The sequence below is a fragment of the Stenotrophomonas sp. 22DLJC03 genome (assembly GCF_056861405.1).
In genome coordinates, this window is the sequence record NZ_JBSPUG010000007.1 from 1 (window position 1) to 16,147 (window position 16,147).

Here is a 16,147-nt window from a genome sequence, read left to right on the forward strand (position 1 = left end):
GCCGAACGGTCGCCCGCGCCGGGCTCTCGGCACCTAAGGTGCCAGAGTCGCAAGAGATAAGAGTCGAGCCGTGCTCGACTCATGCCATGTCAGGGGCCCGCAGGTACCGGACCATATGCATTCTCCTGCGGCGTACCCGGCAGCAGCGCGAACACGAAGATCACCAGGCCGCCGAACGGAATGAAGGCCAGCAGGTACATCCAGCCCGACTGGTTGCAGTCATGCAGGCGGCGCACGGTGACCGCGATGACCGGCAGCAGGGTGGCCAGCCAGAACACGACAAACAGGATGATCGACGCGATGCCCAGGCCATCGGACTGCATCACCAATCCGGCGATGAGCGGCACCATCAGGACGGCTGAGACGATCAACAGGAACAGCTGGAACATCCAGTACTCGCGACGGTTGGCCCGACCATCGAATTGGGCGTAACGCTTCAACGGCAGAATCATTTCCTGCACGGCATCAATCCTTGAAAAAGTGGCCGCGCAGTGTGCCAAATGCAGGCGCGCAGAACAATGTGGCGTCGAGCCGGCTCAGCGGCCCTTCGCGGCCCGCGCCGCTTCGCGCTCGGCACGCAGCCGGTCCAGCTTTTCCTTCAGCTTGATTTCCAGGCCACGAGGAACCGGGTTGTAGTACACCCGTTCGCCCATCGCATCCGGGAAGCCGGTCTGGTCCAGTGCGATGCCGCCTTCGGCATCGTGGTCATACTGGTACTCGGCGCCATAGCCCAGCTCCTTCATCAGCTTGGTCGGCGCGTTGCGCAGGTGCAGCGGCACTTCTTCGGTGCCGCTCTCGCGCACATCGGCCTTGGCCTGGTTGAAGGCGGCATAGCCAGCATTCGACTTGGCGGTGCTGGCCAGATAGAGCACCAGCTGGGCAAACGCCAGCTCGCCTTCCGGGCTACCCAGACGCTCGTAGATGTCCCAGGCTTCCAGCGCCATGCTCTGCGCGCGCGGATCAGCCAGACCGATATCCTCGATCGCCATGCGGGTCAGCCGGCGCGCCAGGTAAGACGGATCGCAGCCGCCATCAAGCATGCGGGTCAGCCAGTACAACGCGGCATCAGGGTTGGAGCTGCGCACGGACTTGTGCAGCGCCGATATCTGGTCGTAGAACTGCTCGCCACCCTTGTCGAAGCGGCGGGTGCGATCGGCCAGCACCTGGGTCAGCGTCTGCGGGGTAATGCGGCCACCCTCCCCACCCGCCAGTTCGGCGGCGATCTCCAGCAGGGTCAGCGCACGACGCACATCACCATCGGCGGCGGTCGCGATTTCCAGCAGAAGCTCGGGGGCAACTTCGATGCCCTCCTCGCCCAGGCCGCGTTCGCGATCACCCAGCGCACGTTCCAGCGCCTCGACAATGTCGGTGGGCGAAACCCCCTCCAGCACATGCACGCGGCAGCGCGACAGCAGCGCCGAGTTCAGCTCGAACGACGGATTTTCGGTGGTGGCACCGACGAACAGGATCGTGCCGCGCTCGATGTGCGGCAGGAACGCATCCTGCTGCGCCTTGTTGAAGCGATGCACCTCGTCCACGAACAGCACCGTGCGGCGACCTTCAGCGAAACGCTGCGCGGCCTCGGCCAGCACCTGGCGCACTTCCGGCAGGCCCGACAGCACGGCGGAGATGGCGCGGAATTCGGCGTCGGAATATTCGGCCAGCAGCAGTGCCAGCGTGGTCTTGCCGCAGCCCGGCGGCCCCCACAGGATCATCGAATGCACGCGACCGGATTCGACCGCGCGGCGCAGCGCGCTGTCCGGCGCCAGCAGGCGCTTCTGCCCGACCATCTCGTCGAGGGTGCGCGGGCGCATGCGCTCGGCCAGCGGGCGCATGTGTTCCCGATCGACACTCAGCAGATCGGGGCCGGGGAAGGAGGTTGAACGATGTCTTGCCACGCGGTCATTGTACCGCGAGAGCGTGCCAACCAAGGTTGGCACCCAGCAGCGCCAGGCCGTGATCGGTAGCGGATCAGGCCACAGGGTTCAGTAGTGCCGGCCACTGACCGGCAGATCAAAAGCGTGTCAACCAAGGTTGACACCCACCAGGGCGGTGCCGCCCAGAGATCAGTTGCCGATGACGTCGGTGCCCTTCGGCGGGGTGAAGCTGAAGGTGCCGGCAGCGAAGCCCGGGTTGCGCTTCCAGCCACTGAAGCTGATCACGGTGCGCTGGCCGACGGCGTCGGTGATTTCCATCCTGGCCAGACCCTGGGCGTTGAAGCCCAGCGCGGCGTACTGGAAGCTGGCTTCGGTATCGCGCTTCGGCGACAGCGACAACCACTGCAGGCCGTCACGCTGCGCGGCTTCCTCGCTGAGGTCGTACTGCTGCTCCAGCAGCGCCGGGTTGATCAGCGCGGTCAGCGGGCTGTTCTGTTCTTCCTTGCCCTGCTCGCGCACGGTGGCCTGCTCCAGGTCCGGCTCGTACATCCAGACCTTCCTGCCGTCGGCCACGATCAACTGTTCGTGCGGGCGCACGTACTCCCAACGGAACAGGCGCGGCGCCGACAGCGCCACTCGGCCGCTGGTCGACTCCTTCACCTTGCCGCGGCTGTCGAACACCTGCTGGCTGAACTGGCCATCCAGGCCCTTCAGGCCGCTGGTGAAGGTCTTCAGGTCATCGCGGGCGCCAGCCCAGGCGCTGCCGGCGGCGGCGCAGGCCACGGCCAGGGTGGTGGTGGCAAGGAAACGGCGGAAGCGGAAGTTCATGCGGGAATCCTGTGGGCGCGGGCGCCAGGAAAGGTGGTTGCCAGTGTGCCCGGGCAAAGATGAATGGGCGATCAGGGCGACATTATGCCGCCCTGAACGTCCCTCGGCGATTCAGCCGCCAGTCGTCGGCAGCTTGCCGTACAGCACCTGGCCCCGGAAGCCGCGCCGCACTTCGCGATACAGCGCGCGGAACGCCGGATAGTCCTGCGGCTGGCACAACGCCTCCGGGCCACGCACCGCGTTCTGCTGCAGGCGGTGGCGCACGATCACGTCCTGGCCCTCGCGGCTCCAGTCCACCCGGTACTCGCCGGCAGCGTTGGCAAAACGCTGGCTGGCCGGGATGGCGATGATCGGTGCAGTGGCCGGGAACTGCAGGCGATAGGTTTCCTCGCGCAGGCTGGCGTTGCAGTAGAACGGCGTCTCGTTGGCCGGCGCCGAGGCGGTGGCGTACAGCCCGCGCACCGACTCGCCACCCGGCGGATCCGGCACAGCCATGCCGCCGGCCACGCTGAAGTCGGCGTAGTCCTCTGCCTGGAATGCCATGCGGTAGCCGAACGGCCGGGTCAGGTCGACCGGCACACCCTGGATCTGTAGCTGCCCTCGCCCGTCGAAACCGGACGCGGCCATGATCTGCTCTTCAGCGCGCGCACGGTTCTGCGCGTTGAGCTGGGAGAACTGGGCGCGCATTCCGATCTCGGCGTTCTCGCCGAGCTTGGGAATCGTCTCGCCGCGCAGGTTGCCGTTGGCGTCGAAGGTGAAACGCACTTCCATCGAAGTGGCATTACGCTGCGGCGTATTGGCCGGGGTACGCGCCAGGCTCGCATCGCGGGTACGCATCACCGGCGCCCCCAGGTCGCCTTCCGGCAACTGACCGAAGCGCGCCCAGGCGGTGGTCGAGTCCAGGTACAGATCAAACTCAGGGATGTAGGTGATGGCGTGGTTGAAGCGGCCCAGTACCGGGATCTTCGGTAGCGTCGGCCCACCACCGGCACCGATCAGCACCGGCGAACTGGCGATTCCCCTGGCGGCCAGCAGTGCCTCCAGGATCGTCACATGGTCCTTGCAGTCACCGTAGTGGTTGTCCAGGATGCTCTGCGCGCTGTTCGGCTCCAGGCCGCCGTTGCCCAGATACACCGCCACATAGCGGATGTTCTGCGCCACCCAACGGTAAAGCGCATCGGCTTGTTCGCGGCGATCGCTGATGCCGGCGGTGATCTGGTCGGCCAGCGCCTGCAGTTCCGGCGTGACCTGCGCCGCCGGACCAGCCTTGAGCTGGTAGGCACGGCCCATCTGCGACCAGTCACGATAGGTGCTGGCCATGATGTTCGGGCCGAACTCCCAGCCCGCCGCCGACCAGTTCTGTGCCGGCATGGCTTCGCGACGCTGGTAGCGCCAGCGCCACTGTGCCTGGCCGTTCTTCACCGTCGGGCGATCGCTGCCCTGCACGCCGCGGCTGTCGACGAACATCGGCAGGTTGGCCGGCGCACTGAGGGTGACCTCGGCGTCCTCGTACTCGGTGAAGACATTGAAGGTCTCCCACAGGCCGAAGTAGCCCGGGAAGTATGGCGTGGCCTGGGTACGGCGCACCTGGTAGTACAACCGCGTACCGGGGGCCAGGTTCGGGAACACGATCACCCGCACCTTGCGGTCGGCGTACATTGCCGCCGAGGCACTGGAATAGCTTTCCTGGGTATAGATGCGGTCGGCGGGCACGTCGCGGCGCTGGCCGTCTGCGGTGATGGTGTAGGCGCCGAGCACGTCCAGCGTCTCCATCTTCTCGCTGTAGCTCAGCCGCACCTGGCTGAACTGCTCGACGGAGGCCTTGGTCTTGAGCAGGACCTCGTAGGTTTCGGTCTGCACATTGCCCGCATCCGGCCGCACCTGGTAGTCGGCGCGGTAACGGACAATGCTGAAATTATTGCTGGCTTCGGTATCGCCGCTGGTGGAAGGCGGCGCCGTGGCGGGCGCGGAGGTGGCGGTGTCTGCCAGTGCCGGGCCGGCAGCCATCAGGGCTGCCAGCGCCAGTGCCAGCGCGCTTGGTACGGGTTGAAGCATGCGTCGGTTCCTTGGACGTCGTGGGGATACGTCGGGTCTTACTTCGGCGGCGGCGGTGCCAGCACCGTGCGGTCGCCATTGTGCTCGGGCGAACTGACCACGCCGGCCGCTTCCATGGCCTCGATCAGCCTCGCTGCACGGTTGTAGCCGATCTTCAACCGGCGCTGCACACCGGAAATCGATGCTCGACGGGTCTCGGTGACCACGCGCAGCGCCTCGTCATACAACGGGTCGGACTCGTCGCCGGAAGAACTGTTCTCGGGCAGGCCGGTAGCGCCGACGACCACGCCGTCACCCATCGTCTGCACTTCGTCCAGCACGCCGTCGACATAGTCGGCCGGGCCCATCGCCTTGAGGTGTTCGACCACGCGATGTACTTCCTCGTCGGAGACGAAGGCGCCATGCACGCGCTCGGGCATGGCGGTACCCGGCGGCAGGTACAGCATGTCGCCGTGGCCCAGCAGGGTTTCCGCGCCGGACTGGTCGAGGATGGTGCGCGAGTCGATCTTGGAACTGACCTGGAACGCGATACGGGTCGGGATGTTGGCCTTGATCAGGCCGGTGATCACGTCCACCGACGGGCGCTGCGTGGCCAGGATCAGGTGGATGCCGGCCGCACGCGCCTTCTGTGCCAGGCGCGCGATCAGCTCTTCCACCTTCTTGCCGACGATCATCATCATGTCGGCGAATTCGTCGATGAAGATGACGACGAACGGCAGCGTCTCCAACGGTCGCGGCGCCTCGCCCAGCTCCGGGTTCGGCTTGAACAGCGGGTCCATCAGCGGCTGGCCGGCGTCCTGGGCTTCCTTCACCTTCTTGTTGAAGCCGGCCAGGTTGCGCACGCCCACCGCGCTCATCAGCTTGTAGCGGCGCTCCATCTCGGCCACGCACCAGCGCAGGCCGTTGGCGGCCTCCTTCATGTCGGTGACCACCGGCGCCAGCAGGTGCGGGATGCCCTGGTAGACGCTCAGTTCGAGCATCTTCGGGTCGATCATCAGCATCCGCAGGTCTTTCGGCGAGGCCTTGAACAGCAGGCTCAGCACCATCGCGTTGACCGCCACCGACTTGCCCGAACCGGTGGTACCGGCCACCAGCAGGTGCGGCATGCGCGCCAGATCGGCCACGGTCGAGCGGCCGGCGATGTCCTTGCCCAGCGCCAGGGTCAGCACGCTGGCCGACTTGTCGTATTCCTTCGAGCGCAGCAGCTCGGACAGGTAGATCATCTCGCGGGTGACGTTGGGAATCTCCAGGCCGATCACCGACTTGCCCGGAATCACGTCGACTACGCGCACCGACTTCACCGACAGGCCGCGCGCGATGTCCTTGTCCAGCGAACTGATCTGGCTGACCTTGATGCCCGGCGCGGGCTCGATCTCGAAGCGGGTGATGACCGGGCCGGGGTTGGCGCCAACCACCTGGGCGTCGATGCGGAAATCCTTCAGCTTGAACTCGATCTGCCGCGACAGCGCGTCCAGGGTTTCCTTGTCGTAGCCCACCGGCTGCGGCTTGGGGTCGTCCAGCAGGGCGAGCGGCGGCAGGTCCGAGCCGTCGCCGTTGACGCCACGGAACATCGGGATCTGCGTGTCGCGCTTGGCCCGGTCACTCTTCTCGATCACTGGTTCCGGGCGTGGCTCGATCTTCACCGGCTCGCGCTTGGCACGCACTTCAGCGTCAGCCTTGCGCACTTCCTGGCGCTCCTCGCGCATCACCCGGGTCTGCTGCCATTCGGTGACTTCTTCCTTCTTGCGCTCCAGCAATGGCGCCAGCGACATCACGCCGCGGCCGATCTTCTCCATCACCACGAACCAGGACAGCCCGGTGGCCAGGGTGATCGAGGCCAGTAGCAGCACCAGCACGAACAGGTTCGCACCCAGTGCGCCGAAGCCCACCGTGAGCGAGTTGCCGACCAGTTTGCCGAGGATGCCGCCAGCATGGGCCACGTCGCCACTGAACAGGCGCACGTGCAGGAAGCCGGTGCCGGCAATCAGGAAGCCGACCAGCCCGACCAGGCGCAGTGCCGGATCCAGGTCGTTCTCGCCCTTGCTCTCGCGCTTGAGCCCGAACATGGCGATCCACGCCAGCGCGCCCAGCACCACCGGCAGCAGGAACGCGATGTAGCCGAACAGCTGCAGCAGCACGTCGGCGATCCATGCACCGGCGCGGCCGCCGAGGTTGTGTACCGGCGCGACCACGCTGCCGGTATGCGACCAGCCCGGATCAGTGGCTGAATACGTGAAAAGACTGGCCGCCAGGTAAAGCAGCGCCGGCGCGATGGCGATCAGGCCAAGGTCGCGCCAGAGACGCTGGCGGCGTGGATTGTCGGTCGTCGCCGCCGCGGCCGTGCGACGTGACGCCTTGCTGTCGTCGGACTTGGAGCGTTCGGGGACCTGCTTCGCCACCTTAGACCATACCTTTGGAATGCGCTGTTAGTGATTGATAATAAATGAGACGGCGTCAGTTTTCAGTTATGCGACATCGGACAGGGCATTTGACCGCCAGAACCACCGCTGGATGACGGCGTTCTGTTCATCGGCTTGAATCGCCCTGCCCCAGCCGCCACTCTATGACCAGCCACGGATGCTGCGCAAATATCGCCAGCGCCTTGTCCCATCTACCTTTTCGCGAGTTTACATGAGCACCAGCCTGCCCTCCCGTCACCAGCGCCTCGTCATCCTCGGTTCCGGCCCGGCCGGCTGGACCGCCGCCGTCTACGCCGCCCGCGCCAACCTGAAGCCGGTCGTCATCACCGGCCTGCAGCAGGGCGGCCAGCTGATGACCACCACCGAGGTGGACAACTGGCCGGGTGACGCCCACGGCCTGATGGGCCCGGACCTGATGGCGCGCATGCAGGCCCATGCCGAGCGCTTCGAGACCGAGGTCATCTTCGACCACATCCACACCGCCGATGTGTCGCAGCGCCCGTTCAAGCTGATCGGCGACAGCCACGAGTACACCTGCGACGCCCTGATCATCGCTACCGGCGCCACCGCCAAGTACCTGGGCATCCCGACAGAAGACGAGTTCAAGGGACGCGGCGTCTCCGCCTGTGCCACCTGCGACGGCTTCTTCTACCGCGACCAGGACGTGGTCGTGGTCGGCGGCGGCAACACCGCCGTGGAAGAGGCGCTGTACCTGTCCAACATCGCCCGCAAGGTGTACCTGGTCCACCGCCGCGACACCCTGAAGGCGGAGAAGATCATGCAGGACAAGCTGTTCGCCAAGGTGGCCGCCGGCAAGATCGAGACCGTCTGGCACCACCAGGTGGAGGAAGTGCTGGGCAACGACGCCGGCGTAACTGGTGTGCGCGTGAAGTCCACCCTGGACGGCAGCACCCGCGACATCGACGCCCACGGCTTCTTCGTGGCCATCGGCCACCACCCGAACACCCAGCTGTTCGACGGCCAGCTGGCAATGAACAACGGCTACCTGGAAATCCGTTCGGGCCTGGGCGGCAACGCCACCCAGACCTCGGTGGAAGGCGTGTTCGCCGCCGGCGACGTGGCCGACCAGCACTACCGCCAGGCGATCACCTCGGCCGGCTTCGGCTGCATGGCCGCACTGGACGCCGAGCGCTACCTGGACGCACAGGGCAAGGCGAGCTGAGAGGCGAACCTGCATCTGTAGCGTCGAGCCACGCTCGACTCATGCAAAAGGCCGACGCCCATGCGTCGGCCTTTCTGTTTCATCTACCCTATCCTTCCTCCATGCCCTCCCCCCGCTTCCTCGACTCCCTGCAGTCCATTCCCGCTACCGACTGGGATGCCCTGCACGACGGGCGGAACCCGTTCGTCAGCTACGCCTTCCTCTCAGGGCTTGAACAGCACGGTTGCCTGCGCGAGGACTGGGGCTGGCAGCCCCGGCACTTCACACTGTGGGAGGGCGACACTCTGGTCGGCGCCATTCCGGGCTACCTGAAGACCAACTCGCACGGCGAGTTCGTGTTCGACCACGCCTGGGCCAACGCCTATGCCCGCCACGGCCGCGACTACTACCCCAAGTGGCTGGGCGCGGTGCCGTACTCGCCGGTCACCGGCCCGCGGCTGCTGGCCCGTCACGATCCGGAGCGCGCCGCGTTATTGACGGCATTGCGTGATGCGCTGCCGGCACTGGGCGTGTCGTCGGCCCATATCAACTTCCACACCGCGGTGGACGAGGCGCTGTTCGGCGATGACTGGCTGCTGCGCGAGGACGTGCAGTTCCAATGGCAGAACCCGGGTGACTGGGCGACGTTCGAGCAGTTCCTCGGTGCGATGGACCACAAGCACCGCAAGAATATCCGTCAGGAACGGGCCAAGGTCACGCGCCAGGGCATCACCTTCCGCGTGGTGCACGGCGATGAAGCGAGTCGCGCGGATCTGCAGGCGATGTACCGCTTCTATCTGCAGACCTTCCTCGAGTACGGCAATGCCCCCGCGCTGACCGAGGCCTTCCTGCGCCACCTGGCCATTTCTTTGGGTCAGGGGCTGGTGCTGTTCCTGGCAGAACAGGACGGCGAGCCGATTGCCGGTGCGCTATGCCTGCGGGGTGGAGACACGCTGTATGGCCGTTACTGGGGTGGCGCCACCCTGCCCGGCCTGCACTTCGAAGCCTGCTACTACCAGGGCATCGAATACTGCCTGCGCGAAGGGCTGAGCCGTTTCGAGCCGGGCGCACAGGGCGAGCACAAGCTGGCGCGGGGCTTCCTGCCGACGCTGGTGCGCAGCCGGCACTGGATGGCCGATCCGGATTTCGCAGAAGCACTGCAGGACTGGTGCCGGCAGGAGCGGCGCGATGTGCGGCGTTACCAGCAGGAGCTGCAAGGGCATGGGCCGTTCCGCGCAGGAACGTAGAGTCGCGCTTGCTCGACCTGGGCTCCGCCAAAAAGCGTGCCAACCAAGGTGGGCACCTACCAGGGCAACAGCGAGAGCCGCGCGCATCCATCCGGCACCTGCCAGAGCGGTGGCGAGGACACTGTAATCAGGTGCACTGCCAGAAGTGCCCACTCACCCGGCACTTCGCACACCAGAACGTATAGAGCATGCCGCCGCTGCCCCACAGCAGCGCGCCCTCACCCGTGGTTGGCAGCGTTGAATCCAGTTGCATGACGAACGGCATCTCTTCGCCGCAATCGATGCACGCCGGGTACCACGCACTCTGCACCCAGCTTGGCGCGCCGCCCACGCGCGACAGGTTCTGCCGATGGTTGGACTGGCCCCAGTCCTGCTGCCGCCAACGCTCGCTGCCCAGGGCCGCAAGGCCCACCTCCGCCTGCATCAGGTCGCCGCTGTCGGTGGGGGTGTTCGGCACCTCGCGGTACTGGCTGGGGTGGCAGCCGGGCTGGCCTGCGGCATCGTGGCGATAGAAGCGCACGGGCGGCTCCTCCCATCCACAACAATCCAGGCACAAGCCGAGCGTGACCTCACCGGACGCGCCTGGCTGCAGCGCAGCAGCATCGGTCTGCAGCAGCCGCTGCAGCGGCGCGTGACAACCACCGCACAGCGCTTCCAGCGGTCCTCCCATGCGCCCGGCGTGATGCACCTGGCCACCATTCCAGGTTGGATGCAGGCGCCAGATGCGCTTGCGCCAGCTCGGCTCGTCCGCCTGCTGCGCGCGATGCTGCTCGCGGCCGAAGCGGATGTGCAGCGGCCGCTCCCCATGCAGGCGCCGCGGCTGCGGTCCGTCGGCGACGCCGGCCCAGTGCGCCCAGACCTCGGCATCCAACCGCCCCCAGTCGACCACGTAGCCGCGAGCAATGGCGTAGGTCTCGGGCTGGGCGGCGAGCAGCAGCGCCCGGGCCCGCGCCATTTCGCGATCGTCATCGGCTTCAGCCAGGATCTGCGCCCACTGCGCGGCAGTGGCAGAGGGCAGGCCCCGCCATACCTGCGAAGCCAGCTGCAGCTCATCCTCACTAACGATCGCCAGCAATGCCTCCCAGTCGTCCTGCAGCAGCTGCGGCGCCTGATAGCTGGCGAACTCCATCACGCTGGCCAGCAGCTCGCCGCGCTCGCCATCACGATAGCGACGCCATGCTTCGGCCACGACTGCGGGCACCGCATCATCCGGTAGCAGGTCCAGCGCCATGTCGAGGAAGGCTGAGCTCGGCGAGCGTCGCGCCAGTGCCTGCAGCATCAACGCACCGAGCTGGCGCGGCTGCTCAGTGGCCAGCATCAGCAGCATGCCCTGGCTGTCGTTGCGCGTGCGCGGGGTGTCGTGCACATCGAGGATGGCGGTGATCGCGTCGCTCATGCGTGGGCTCCTTGCCGTTGGACGCTGATGGTGCCAGACATCAGCGATCACCACGACGAATACAATGGCGGCATGACCCGCCAGCTGCCCTGGCGCCTGGCCGATGCGCCGGACGCCCCCTTCCCTCCGGCCGAGACCGCACTGCGCCAGCCCGACGGCCTGCTGGCGGTGGGCGGCGACCTGCACCCGATGCGCCTGCTCAATGCCTATGCCGGCGGCATCTTCCCGTGGTTCAGCGAGGGCGAGCCGATCCTGTGGTGGTCACCGGACCCGCGCATGGTATTCCGTACCGATGGCGTGCATCTGTCCAGTCGCTTCCGCCGCCAGTTGCGCAGCAGCACGTGGGAGATCACCGCCGACACCGCCTTCAGCCGGGTGATGCACGCCTGCGCCGCAGCGCCACGCCCCGGCCAGGACGGCACCTGGATCAGTCCGGCGATGGTCGAGGCTTACAGCCAACTGCACGACCTCGGCTTCGCCCATTCCTTCGAGGTCTGGGACCGGCAGACGCTGGTCGGCGGCATCTACGGCGTCGCGATCGGCGCCATGTTTTTTGGCGAGAGCATGTTCAGTGGCGCCAGTGGCGGCTCCAAGATCGCCCTGGCCGCATTGGCGACCACCCTGCGCGGCTGGGGCTGCCAACTGATTGATGCCCAGGTGGAAAATCCGCACCTGCTGCGGATGGGTGCCGAACACCTGCCGCGCGCAGAATTCCTCGATCACGTGCGCCAGGCCGTCCATCAGGATGGCCGTGAAGGCCCCTGGACCCAGGCGGTGGGACGTTTGCCAGCACGGCGTTTGGCCGGGGGTTAACACAAACTTTGCAAGCTGGGCGCATCACGCGTAAAATACCGCGCCTTAGGCCCAGCGTGGCCGTTTTCTGAACCGCACAGGACTACATGTCGAAAGACGATTCCATCGAGTTCGAGGGCACCGTCAGCGAGACGCTGCCGAACACCACTTTCCGCGTTCGTCTGGAAAATGGGCACGAAATCATCGCCCACATCTCCGGCCGCATGCGCAAGAACTACATCCGCATCCTCACCGGTGACCGGGTCAAGGTTGAAATGACCCCGTATGACCTGACCAAGGGTCGTATCACCTACCGCATGAAGTAAGCGGTCGGCGCTTGGCGCCACTCCGACAGGGCCGGCCTTGCTGCTGGCCCTTTGTCGTGCGCTTAACAAAGTGGCGATTATCGAGATCACTCACTTTTCGGCCTTGTCTGAGATCCAGCGCTGCACAGGCGATCCAGGCTCAATGCGTTCTTCACAGATGGCGTTGCGTGCATGACCTGCCTGATCGTCCTGGATCCACAGTCCGTCACCAGCGGCTGCTATGCCAGCAAGGGCCCGGACGGCACTTGGTTCGGCCAGCCCTGCCTGGTCTGCACCAGCATGGATGCCTCGCATCCGCTGTACCTGGCCGTACAGCGCGAGATCCCGCACATGGGCAGCACCCTGAAGCAGCGCCTGCACATGCCGCGCGAGGCAGTCGCCTTCGTCATCGAGGACGGCGGCGACCAGGCGCGCCAGCAAGGGTTCCGCTCGATCGCTGCGTGAGGCGCCAAAGGTCATCGTGACCGACCACACCGTGGCGTAGGTCAGCCCTGCTTGCGGCAGATTCGCACGGGTGCCGGCGGCGGCATCGTGGGATCCGATCCAGTCCGGATCGCCACCCCATGCTCCCCCATGAACATTCGCTCGCTGCTCATCCCCCTGACCCTGTCCGCCACCACCCTGCTGGCGTCGCCTGCACATGCAGCCGACACCCCGCCAGCCCAATGCACACCACTGTCTGGCGAGCAGCAGATCGTTCGCGCCGGCGCAGACAAGAACATCCTGTTCCGCTCCGGCGCAGACCACTATGTCGTGCATTTCCGCAACAGCTGCACCTCGGCCGTGCTGGCCCGCCGCCTGAGCTTCAAGACCGACGGCAAGGAGGCTGGGGAACTGTGCAGCGATGGACGCAGCGAACTGGATACCGGCCGCGGCAGCTGCGAAGTGTCGCGCATCGAGCCGATCGACGCCGAGCGGTTCAAGCGCGAAGCACGCCACCGCAGCCGCTGACGCCGGACATGACAAGGGCGGTCGAAGCCGCCCTTGTCGCGATGCATGTCAACGCGCTGCGGCAACCAGCGGCAACACCGTCGGCTGCTCGCGCTGCCGCGCCAGCCAGAGATCGTAGTTGGATTGCAGCCCCATCCAGAAAGCCGCGGTACTCACCCCTGCCATCTCCAGGCGGATGGCCAGGTCAGGACTGATGCCTGCTTTGCCATTAAGTACCCTCGAAAGCGCTACGCGCGACATTGCCAATCGTTCGGCCGCCTCGGTCACGGAAAGATCCATCGGATCAAAGACCATTGCCTTGATCGCCTGCCCCGGATGTGGATGGTGATGAATCATGCGCGGCCTCAGTGATAGTCCAGTTAATCCAGCAACTCCACGTCGCCACCGGTGAAACGGAAGGTAATCCGCCAGTTTCCATTGACCCAAACGGACCAATGCCCTTTCAGGCTGCCTCGCAGCTTGTGCAGGCGCAAACCAGGCATGGCGAGATCCCCAGGGCCCGATGCCACATCCAGGATCGACAGGATCATCAGCACCTTGCTGGTGTGGCTGTGCCGGATTCCACTGCTGCTACCTGAGCGGTAGAGCCGCTCGAGGCCCTTGTGGCGGAAATCGATGATCGTTACCGTATCCTGTATCGTTTCGCGATACAAGAGGGGCGACACTCCATCGCGATCACGAAACAGCATTGGCACTTCCATTCCCACCTGCAAGGCCGCAGGCGACAAGCCCGCTGAAAACAACAAGGGCGGCCGAAGCCGCCCTTGTTGTTTCAGGTCTATCGCGCCAAGCCTGGCGTCAGCTCACTCCACCGTCACCGGCAACAACCGCTCCGGCTCGGCCTGCGTCTCGACCACCAACTCGTCGTCGCGGACGTCGATGCTGACCCTGCCGCCATTGACCAGCTTGCCGAACAACAGCTCGTCGGCCAGCGGACGCTTGATCTTGTCCTGGATCACGCGGGCCATCGGGCGAGCACCCATCAGCGGGTCGAAACCGTGGTGGGCCAGCCAGTCGCGCGCGGTCGGGGTGGCCGACAGGCTGACGTGCTTGTCCTGCAACAGCATCTCCAGCTCGATCAGGAACTTGTCGACCACTCTCAGGATGTGCTCGAAGCCCAGCGCCTGGAACTGCACTACCGCATCGAGGCGGTTGCGGAATTCCGGGGTGAAGCTGCGGCGGATGGTTTCCATCGCGTCGGTGGCATGGTCCTGTTTGGTGAAGCCGATCGAGCGCCGCGAGGCCTGCGCCGCACCGGCATTGGTGGTCATCACCAGCACCACGTTCTTGAAGTTGGCCTCGCGACCGTTGGTATCGGTCAGCACGCCGCGGTCCATCACCTGCAACAGGATGTTGAAGATGTCCGGATGCGCCTTCTCGATCTCGTCCAGCAACAGCACGCAGTGCGGGGTCTTGACGATCTTCTCGGTCAGCAGGCCGCCCTGGTCGAAGCCGACGTAGCCCGGAGGCGCGCCGATCAGGCGGCTGATCGAGTGCGGCTCCATGTACTCGGACATGTCGAAACGGACCAGCTCGATGCCCAGCTGCAGCGCCAGCTGCTTGGTCACCTCGGTCTTGCCCACGCCGGTGGGGCCGGCGAACAGGAAGTTGCCGATCGGCTTTTCCGGATTGCCCAGCCCGGAACGGGCCAGTTTGATCGCCGAAGCCAGCGTATCGATGGCCGGATCCTGCCCGAAGATCACCATCTTCAGGTTGCGCTCCAGGTGCTGCAGCACATCCTTGTCGGTGGCGCTGACCTGCTTGGCCGGGATACGCGCCATCTTGGCGACGATGGCCTCCACTTCCTCGACGTCGATCAGCTCCTTGCGCTGGCCTTCCGGCAGCAGGCGCTGGCGGGCACCCGCCTCGTCGATCACGTCGATGGCCTTGTCAGGCAGCAGGCGGTCGCCGATGTGCTTGACCGACAGGTCCACCGCCGCCTGCAGCGCCTCGTCGGAATAGGTCACGCCGTGGTGCAGTTCGTACTTGGACTTGAGGCCCTGCAGGATCTCGTAGGTCTCGCCGACGGTCGGCTCGACGATGTCGATCTTCTGGAAGCGGCGCGCCAGCGCCCGGTCCTTCTCGAAGATGCCGCGGTACTCCTGGAAGGTGGTCGAGCCGATGCAGCGCAGCTCACCTGAAGCCAGTGCCGGCTTGATCAGGTTGGAGGCATCCATGGTGCCGCCCGAGGCCGAGCCGGCACCGATGATGGTGTGGATCTCGTCGATGAACAGCACCGCGTTGGGCACCTTCTTCAGCGCGGTCAGCACGCTCTTCAGGCGCTTCTCGAAATCACCGCGGTACTTGGTCCCGGCCACCAGCGCACCGAGGTCGAGCGAGTAGATCACCGCGTCCGACAGTACCTCCGGCACCGAACCTTCGATGATGCGGCGTGCCAGCCCCTCGGCGATGGCGGTCTTGCCCACGCCGGCCTCACCCACGTACAGCGGGTTGTTCTTGCGACGGCGGCACAGCACCTGGATGGTGCGTTCGATCTCATCGGCACGACCGACCAGCGGGTCGATGCGCCCGGCGCGGGCCTGTTCGTTGAGGTTGCTGGCGAACTCGGTAAGGGCATCGCCCTTCGGCTCGCCCTCCCCGCCTTCGATGCGGCTTTCGCCCTCCGAGGAAGAGGACGGCTGCTCGCCCTCCTCGCCCAGCTTGGCGATGCCGTGGGACAAATAATTGACCACATCCAGCCGGGTAACGTCCTGCTGGTTGAGGTAATAGACGGCGTGGGAGTCCTTTTCGCCGAAGATGGCGACCAGCACGTTCGCGCCGGTGACCTCCTTCTTGCCCGAAGACTGCACGTGGTACACGGCCCTCTGCAGCACGCGCTGGAAGCCCAGGGTCGGCTGGGTATCGCGGCCGTCATCTTCGGCCAGGCGGGACACGGAGGCCTCGATGGCCTGCTCCAGCTCCTGACGCAGGCGTTCGGCGTCGGCACCACAGGCCTTCAGCACGGCCTGGGCGGACGGGTTGTCGAGCAGTGCCAACAGCAGGTGTTCGACCGTCATGAACTCATGCCGGGCCTCACGGGCGCGCTTGTAGCACTGGCCGATGGTGTGTTCGAGGTCTTTGCTGAACATGGAT

At 65.7% G+C, this 16,147-nt stretch carries 15 protein-coding genes; 6 read left to right on the forward strand and 9 right to left on the reverse strand.

What is annotated here, in order from left to right; all coding sequences use genetic code 11:
* Nucleotides 1-89 precede the first annotated feature (89 nt).
* The 5 genes from AC13GA_RS18630 to AC13GA_RS18650 form a co-directional block, all read right to left on the reverse strand.
* Complete coding sequence (locus tag AC13GA_RS18630; protein ID WP_046982920.1) at nucleotides 90-461, reverse strand: DUF805 domain-containing protein; 372 nt, start codon at nucleotides 459-461, stop codon at nucleotides 90-92.
* A gap of 75 nt (nucleotides 462-536) precedes the next feature.
* On the reverse strand, nucleotides 537-1,835 hold the full coding sequence (locus AC13GA_RS18635) for a replication-associated recombination protein A (protein WP_223276803.1): 1,299 nt from the start codon (nucleotides 1,833-1,835) through the stop codon (nucleotides 537-539).
* A 231-nt stretch (nucleotides 1,836-2,066) separates the two neighbouring features.
* Complete coding sequence (gene lolA, locus AC13GA_RS18640) at nucleotides 2,067-2,705, reverse strand: outer membrane lipoprotein periplasmic chaperone LolA (protein ID WP_482998740.1); 639 nt, start codon at nucleotides 2,703-2,705, stop codon at nucleotides 2,067-2,069.
* 111 nt (nucleotides 2,706-2,816) lie between these two features.
* Nucleotides 2,817-4,760 carry a DUF3857 domain-containing protein gene (locus tag AC13GA_RS18645; RefSeq protein ID WP_482998741.1) on the reverse strand — a complete coding sequence of 648 codons (1,944 nt, stop codon included), beginning with the start codon at nucleotides 4,758-4,760 and terminating at the stop codon, nucleotides 2,817-2,819.
* A gap of 38 nt (nucleotides 4,761-4,798) precedes the next feature.
* On the reverse strand, nucleotides 4,799-7,159 hold the full coding sequence (locus AC13GA_RS18650) for a DNA translocase FtsK (protein ID WP_046982916.1): 2,361 nt from the start codon (nucleotides 7,157-7,159) through the stop codon (nucleotides 4,799-4,801).
* Between the two features lie 232 nt (nucleotides 7,160-7,391).
* Between AC13GA_RS18650 and trxB the strand changes: the two genes are divergently transcribed.
* Together trxB and AC13GA_RS18660 are read left to right on the forward strand one after the other, a co-directional pair.
* Nucleotides 7,392-8,363 (forward strand): thioredoxin-disulfide reductase, encoded by a 972-nt coding sequence (gene trxB / locus AC13GA_RS18655; protein ID WP_262228469.1) that lies wholly within the window; start codon nucleotides 7,392-7,394, stop codon nucleotides 8,361-8,363.
* A gap of 101 nt (nucleotides 8,364-8,464) precedes the next feature.
* Nucleotides 8,465-9,589 carry a GNAT family N-acetyltransferase gene (locus AC13GA_RS18660; protein WP_482998742.1) on the forward strand — a complete coding sequence of 375 codons (1,125 nt, stop codon included), beginning with the start codon at nucleotides 8,465-8,467 and terminating at the stop codon, nucleotides 9,587-9,589.
* Nucleotides 9,590-9,716: 127 nt separating this feature from the next.
* Here the strand turns inward: AC13GA_RS18660 and AC13GA_RS18665 are convergent, their stop codons facing one another.
* Complete coding sequence (locus tag AC13GA_RS18665) at nucleotides 9,717-10,985, reverse strand: hypothetical protein (protein ID WP_480982779.1); 1,269 nt, start codon at nucleotides 10,983-10,985, stop codon at nucleotides 9,717-9,719.
* A 72-nt stretch (nucleotides 10,986-11,057) separates the two neighbouring features.
* Here AC13GA_RS18665 and aat point away from each other — a divergent pair, with 72 nt between their 5' ends.
* The 4 genes from aat (at nucleotide 11,058) to AC13GA_RS18685 (ending at nucleotide 13,054) form a co-directional block, all read left to right on the forward strand.
* A complete protein-coding gene (aat, locus tag AC13GA_RS18670) occupies nucleotides 11,058-11,798 on the forward strand; it encodes a leucyl/phenylalanyl-tRNA--protein transferase (protein WP_482998779.1) in 741 nt (246 codons plus the stop codon).
* 86 nt (nucleotides 11,799-11,884) lie between these two features.
* A complete protein-coding gene (gene infA, locus AC13GA_RS18675; protein ID WP_005409596.1) occupies nucleotides 11,885-12,103 on the forward strand; it encodes a translation initiation factor IF-1 in 219 nt (72 codons plus the stop codon).
* Between the two features lie 171 nt (nucleotides 12,104-12,274).
* Nucleotides 12,275-12,547 (forward strand): hypothetical protein, encoded by a 273-nt coding sequence (locus AC13GA_RS18680; RefSeq protein ID WP_482998743.1) that lies wholly within the window; start codon nucleotides 12,275-12,277, stop codon nucleotides 12,545-12,547.
* Between the two features lie 129 nt (nucleotides 12,548-12,676).
* On the forward strand, nucleotides 12,677-13,054 hold the full coding sequence (locus tag AC13GA_RS18685) for a hypothetical protein (RefSeq protein WP_482998744.1): 378 nt from the start codon (nucleotides 12,677-12,679) through the stop codon (nucleotides 13,052-13,054).
* A gap of 48 nt (nucleotides 13,055-13,102) precedes the next feature.
* On the opposite strand, the gene AC13GA_RS18690 is transcribed toward AC13GA_RS18685, so the two are convergent.
* The 3 genes from AC13GA_RS18690 to clpA all read right to left on the reverse strand — a co-directional run bounded on the left by AC13GA_RS18690 (nucleotide 13,103) and on the right by clpA (nucleotide 16,143).
* Nucleotides 13,103-13,390: a HigA family addiction module antitoxin gene (locus AC13GA_RS18690; RefSeq protein WP_482998745.1), complete on the reverse strand. Its 288-nt coding sequence runs from the start codon at nucleotides 13,388-13,390 to the stop codon at nucleotides 13,103-13,105.
* Between the two features lie 23 nt (nucleotides 13,391-13,413).
* Entirely contained in the window at nucleotides 13,414-13,743 is a 330-nt protein-coding gene (locus tag AC13GA_RS18695) for a type II toxin-antitoxin system RelE/ParE family toxin (protein WP_482998746.1), read from the reverse strand.
* A 114-nt stretch (nucleotides 13,744-13,857) separates the two neighbouring features.
* Nucleotides 13,858-16,143, reverse strand: a complete 2,286-nt coding sequence (gene clpA, locus AC13GA_RS18700; protein ID WP_046982911.1) for an ATP-dependent Clp protease ATP-binding subunit ClpA — start codon at nucleotides 16,141-16,143, stop codon at nucleotides 13,858-13,860.
* Nucleotides 16,144-16,147: the final 4 nt, after the last annotated feature.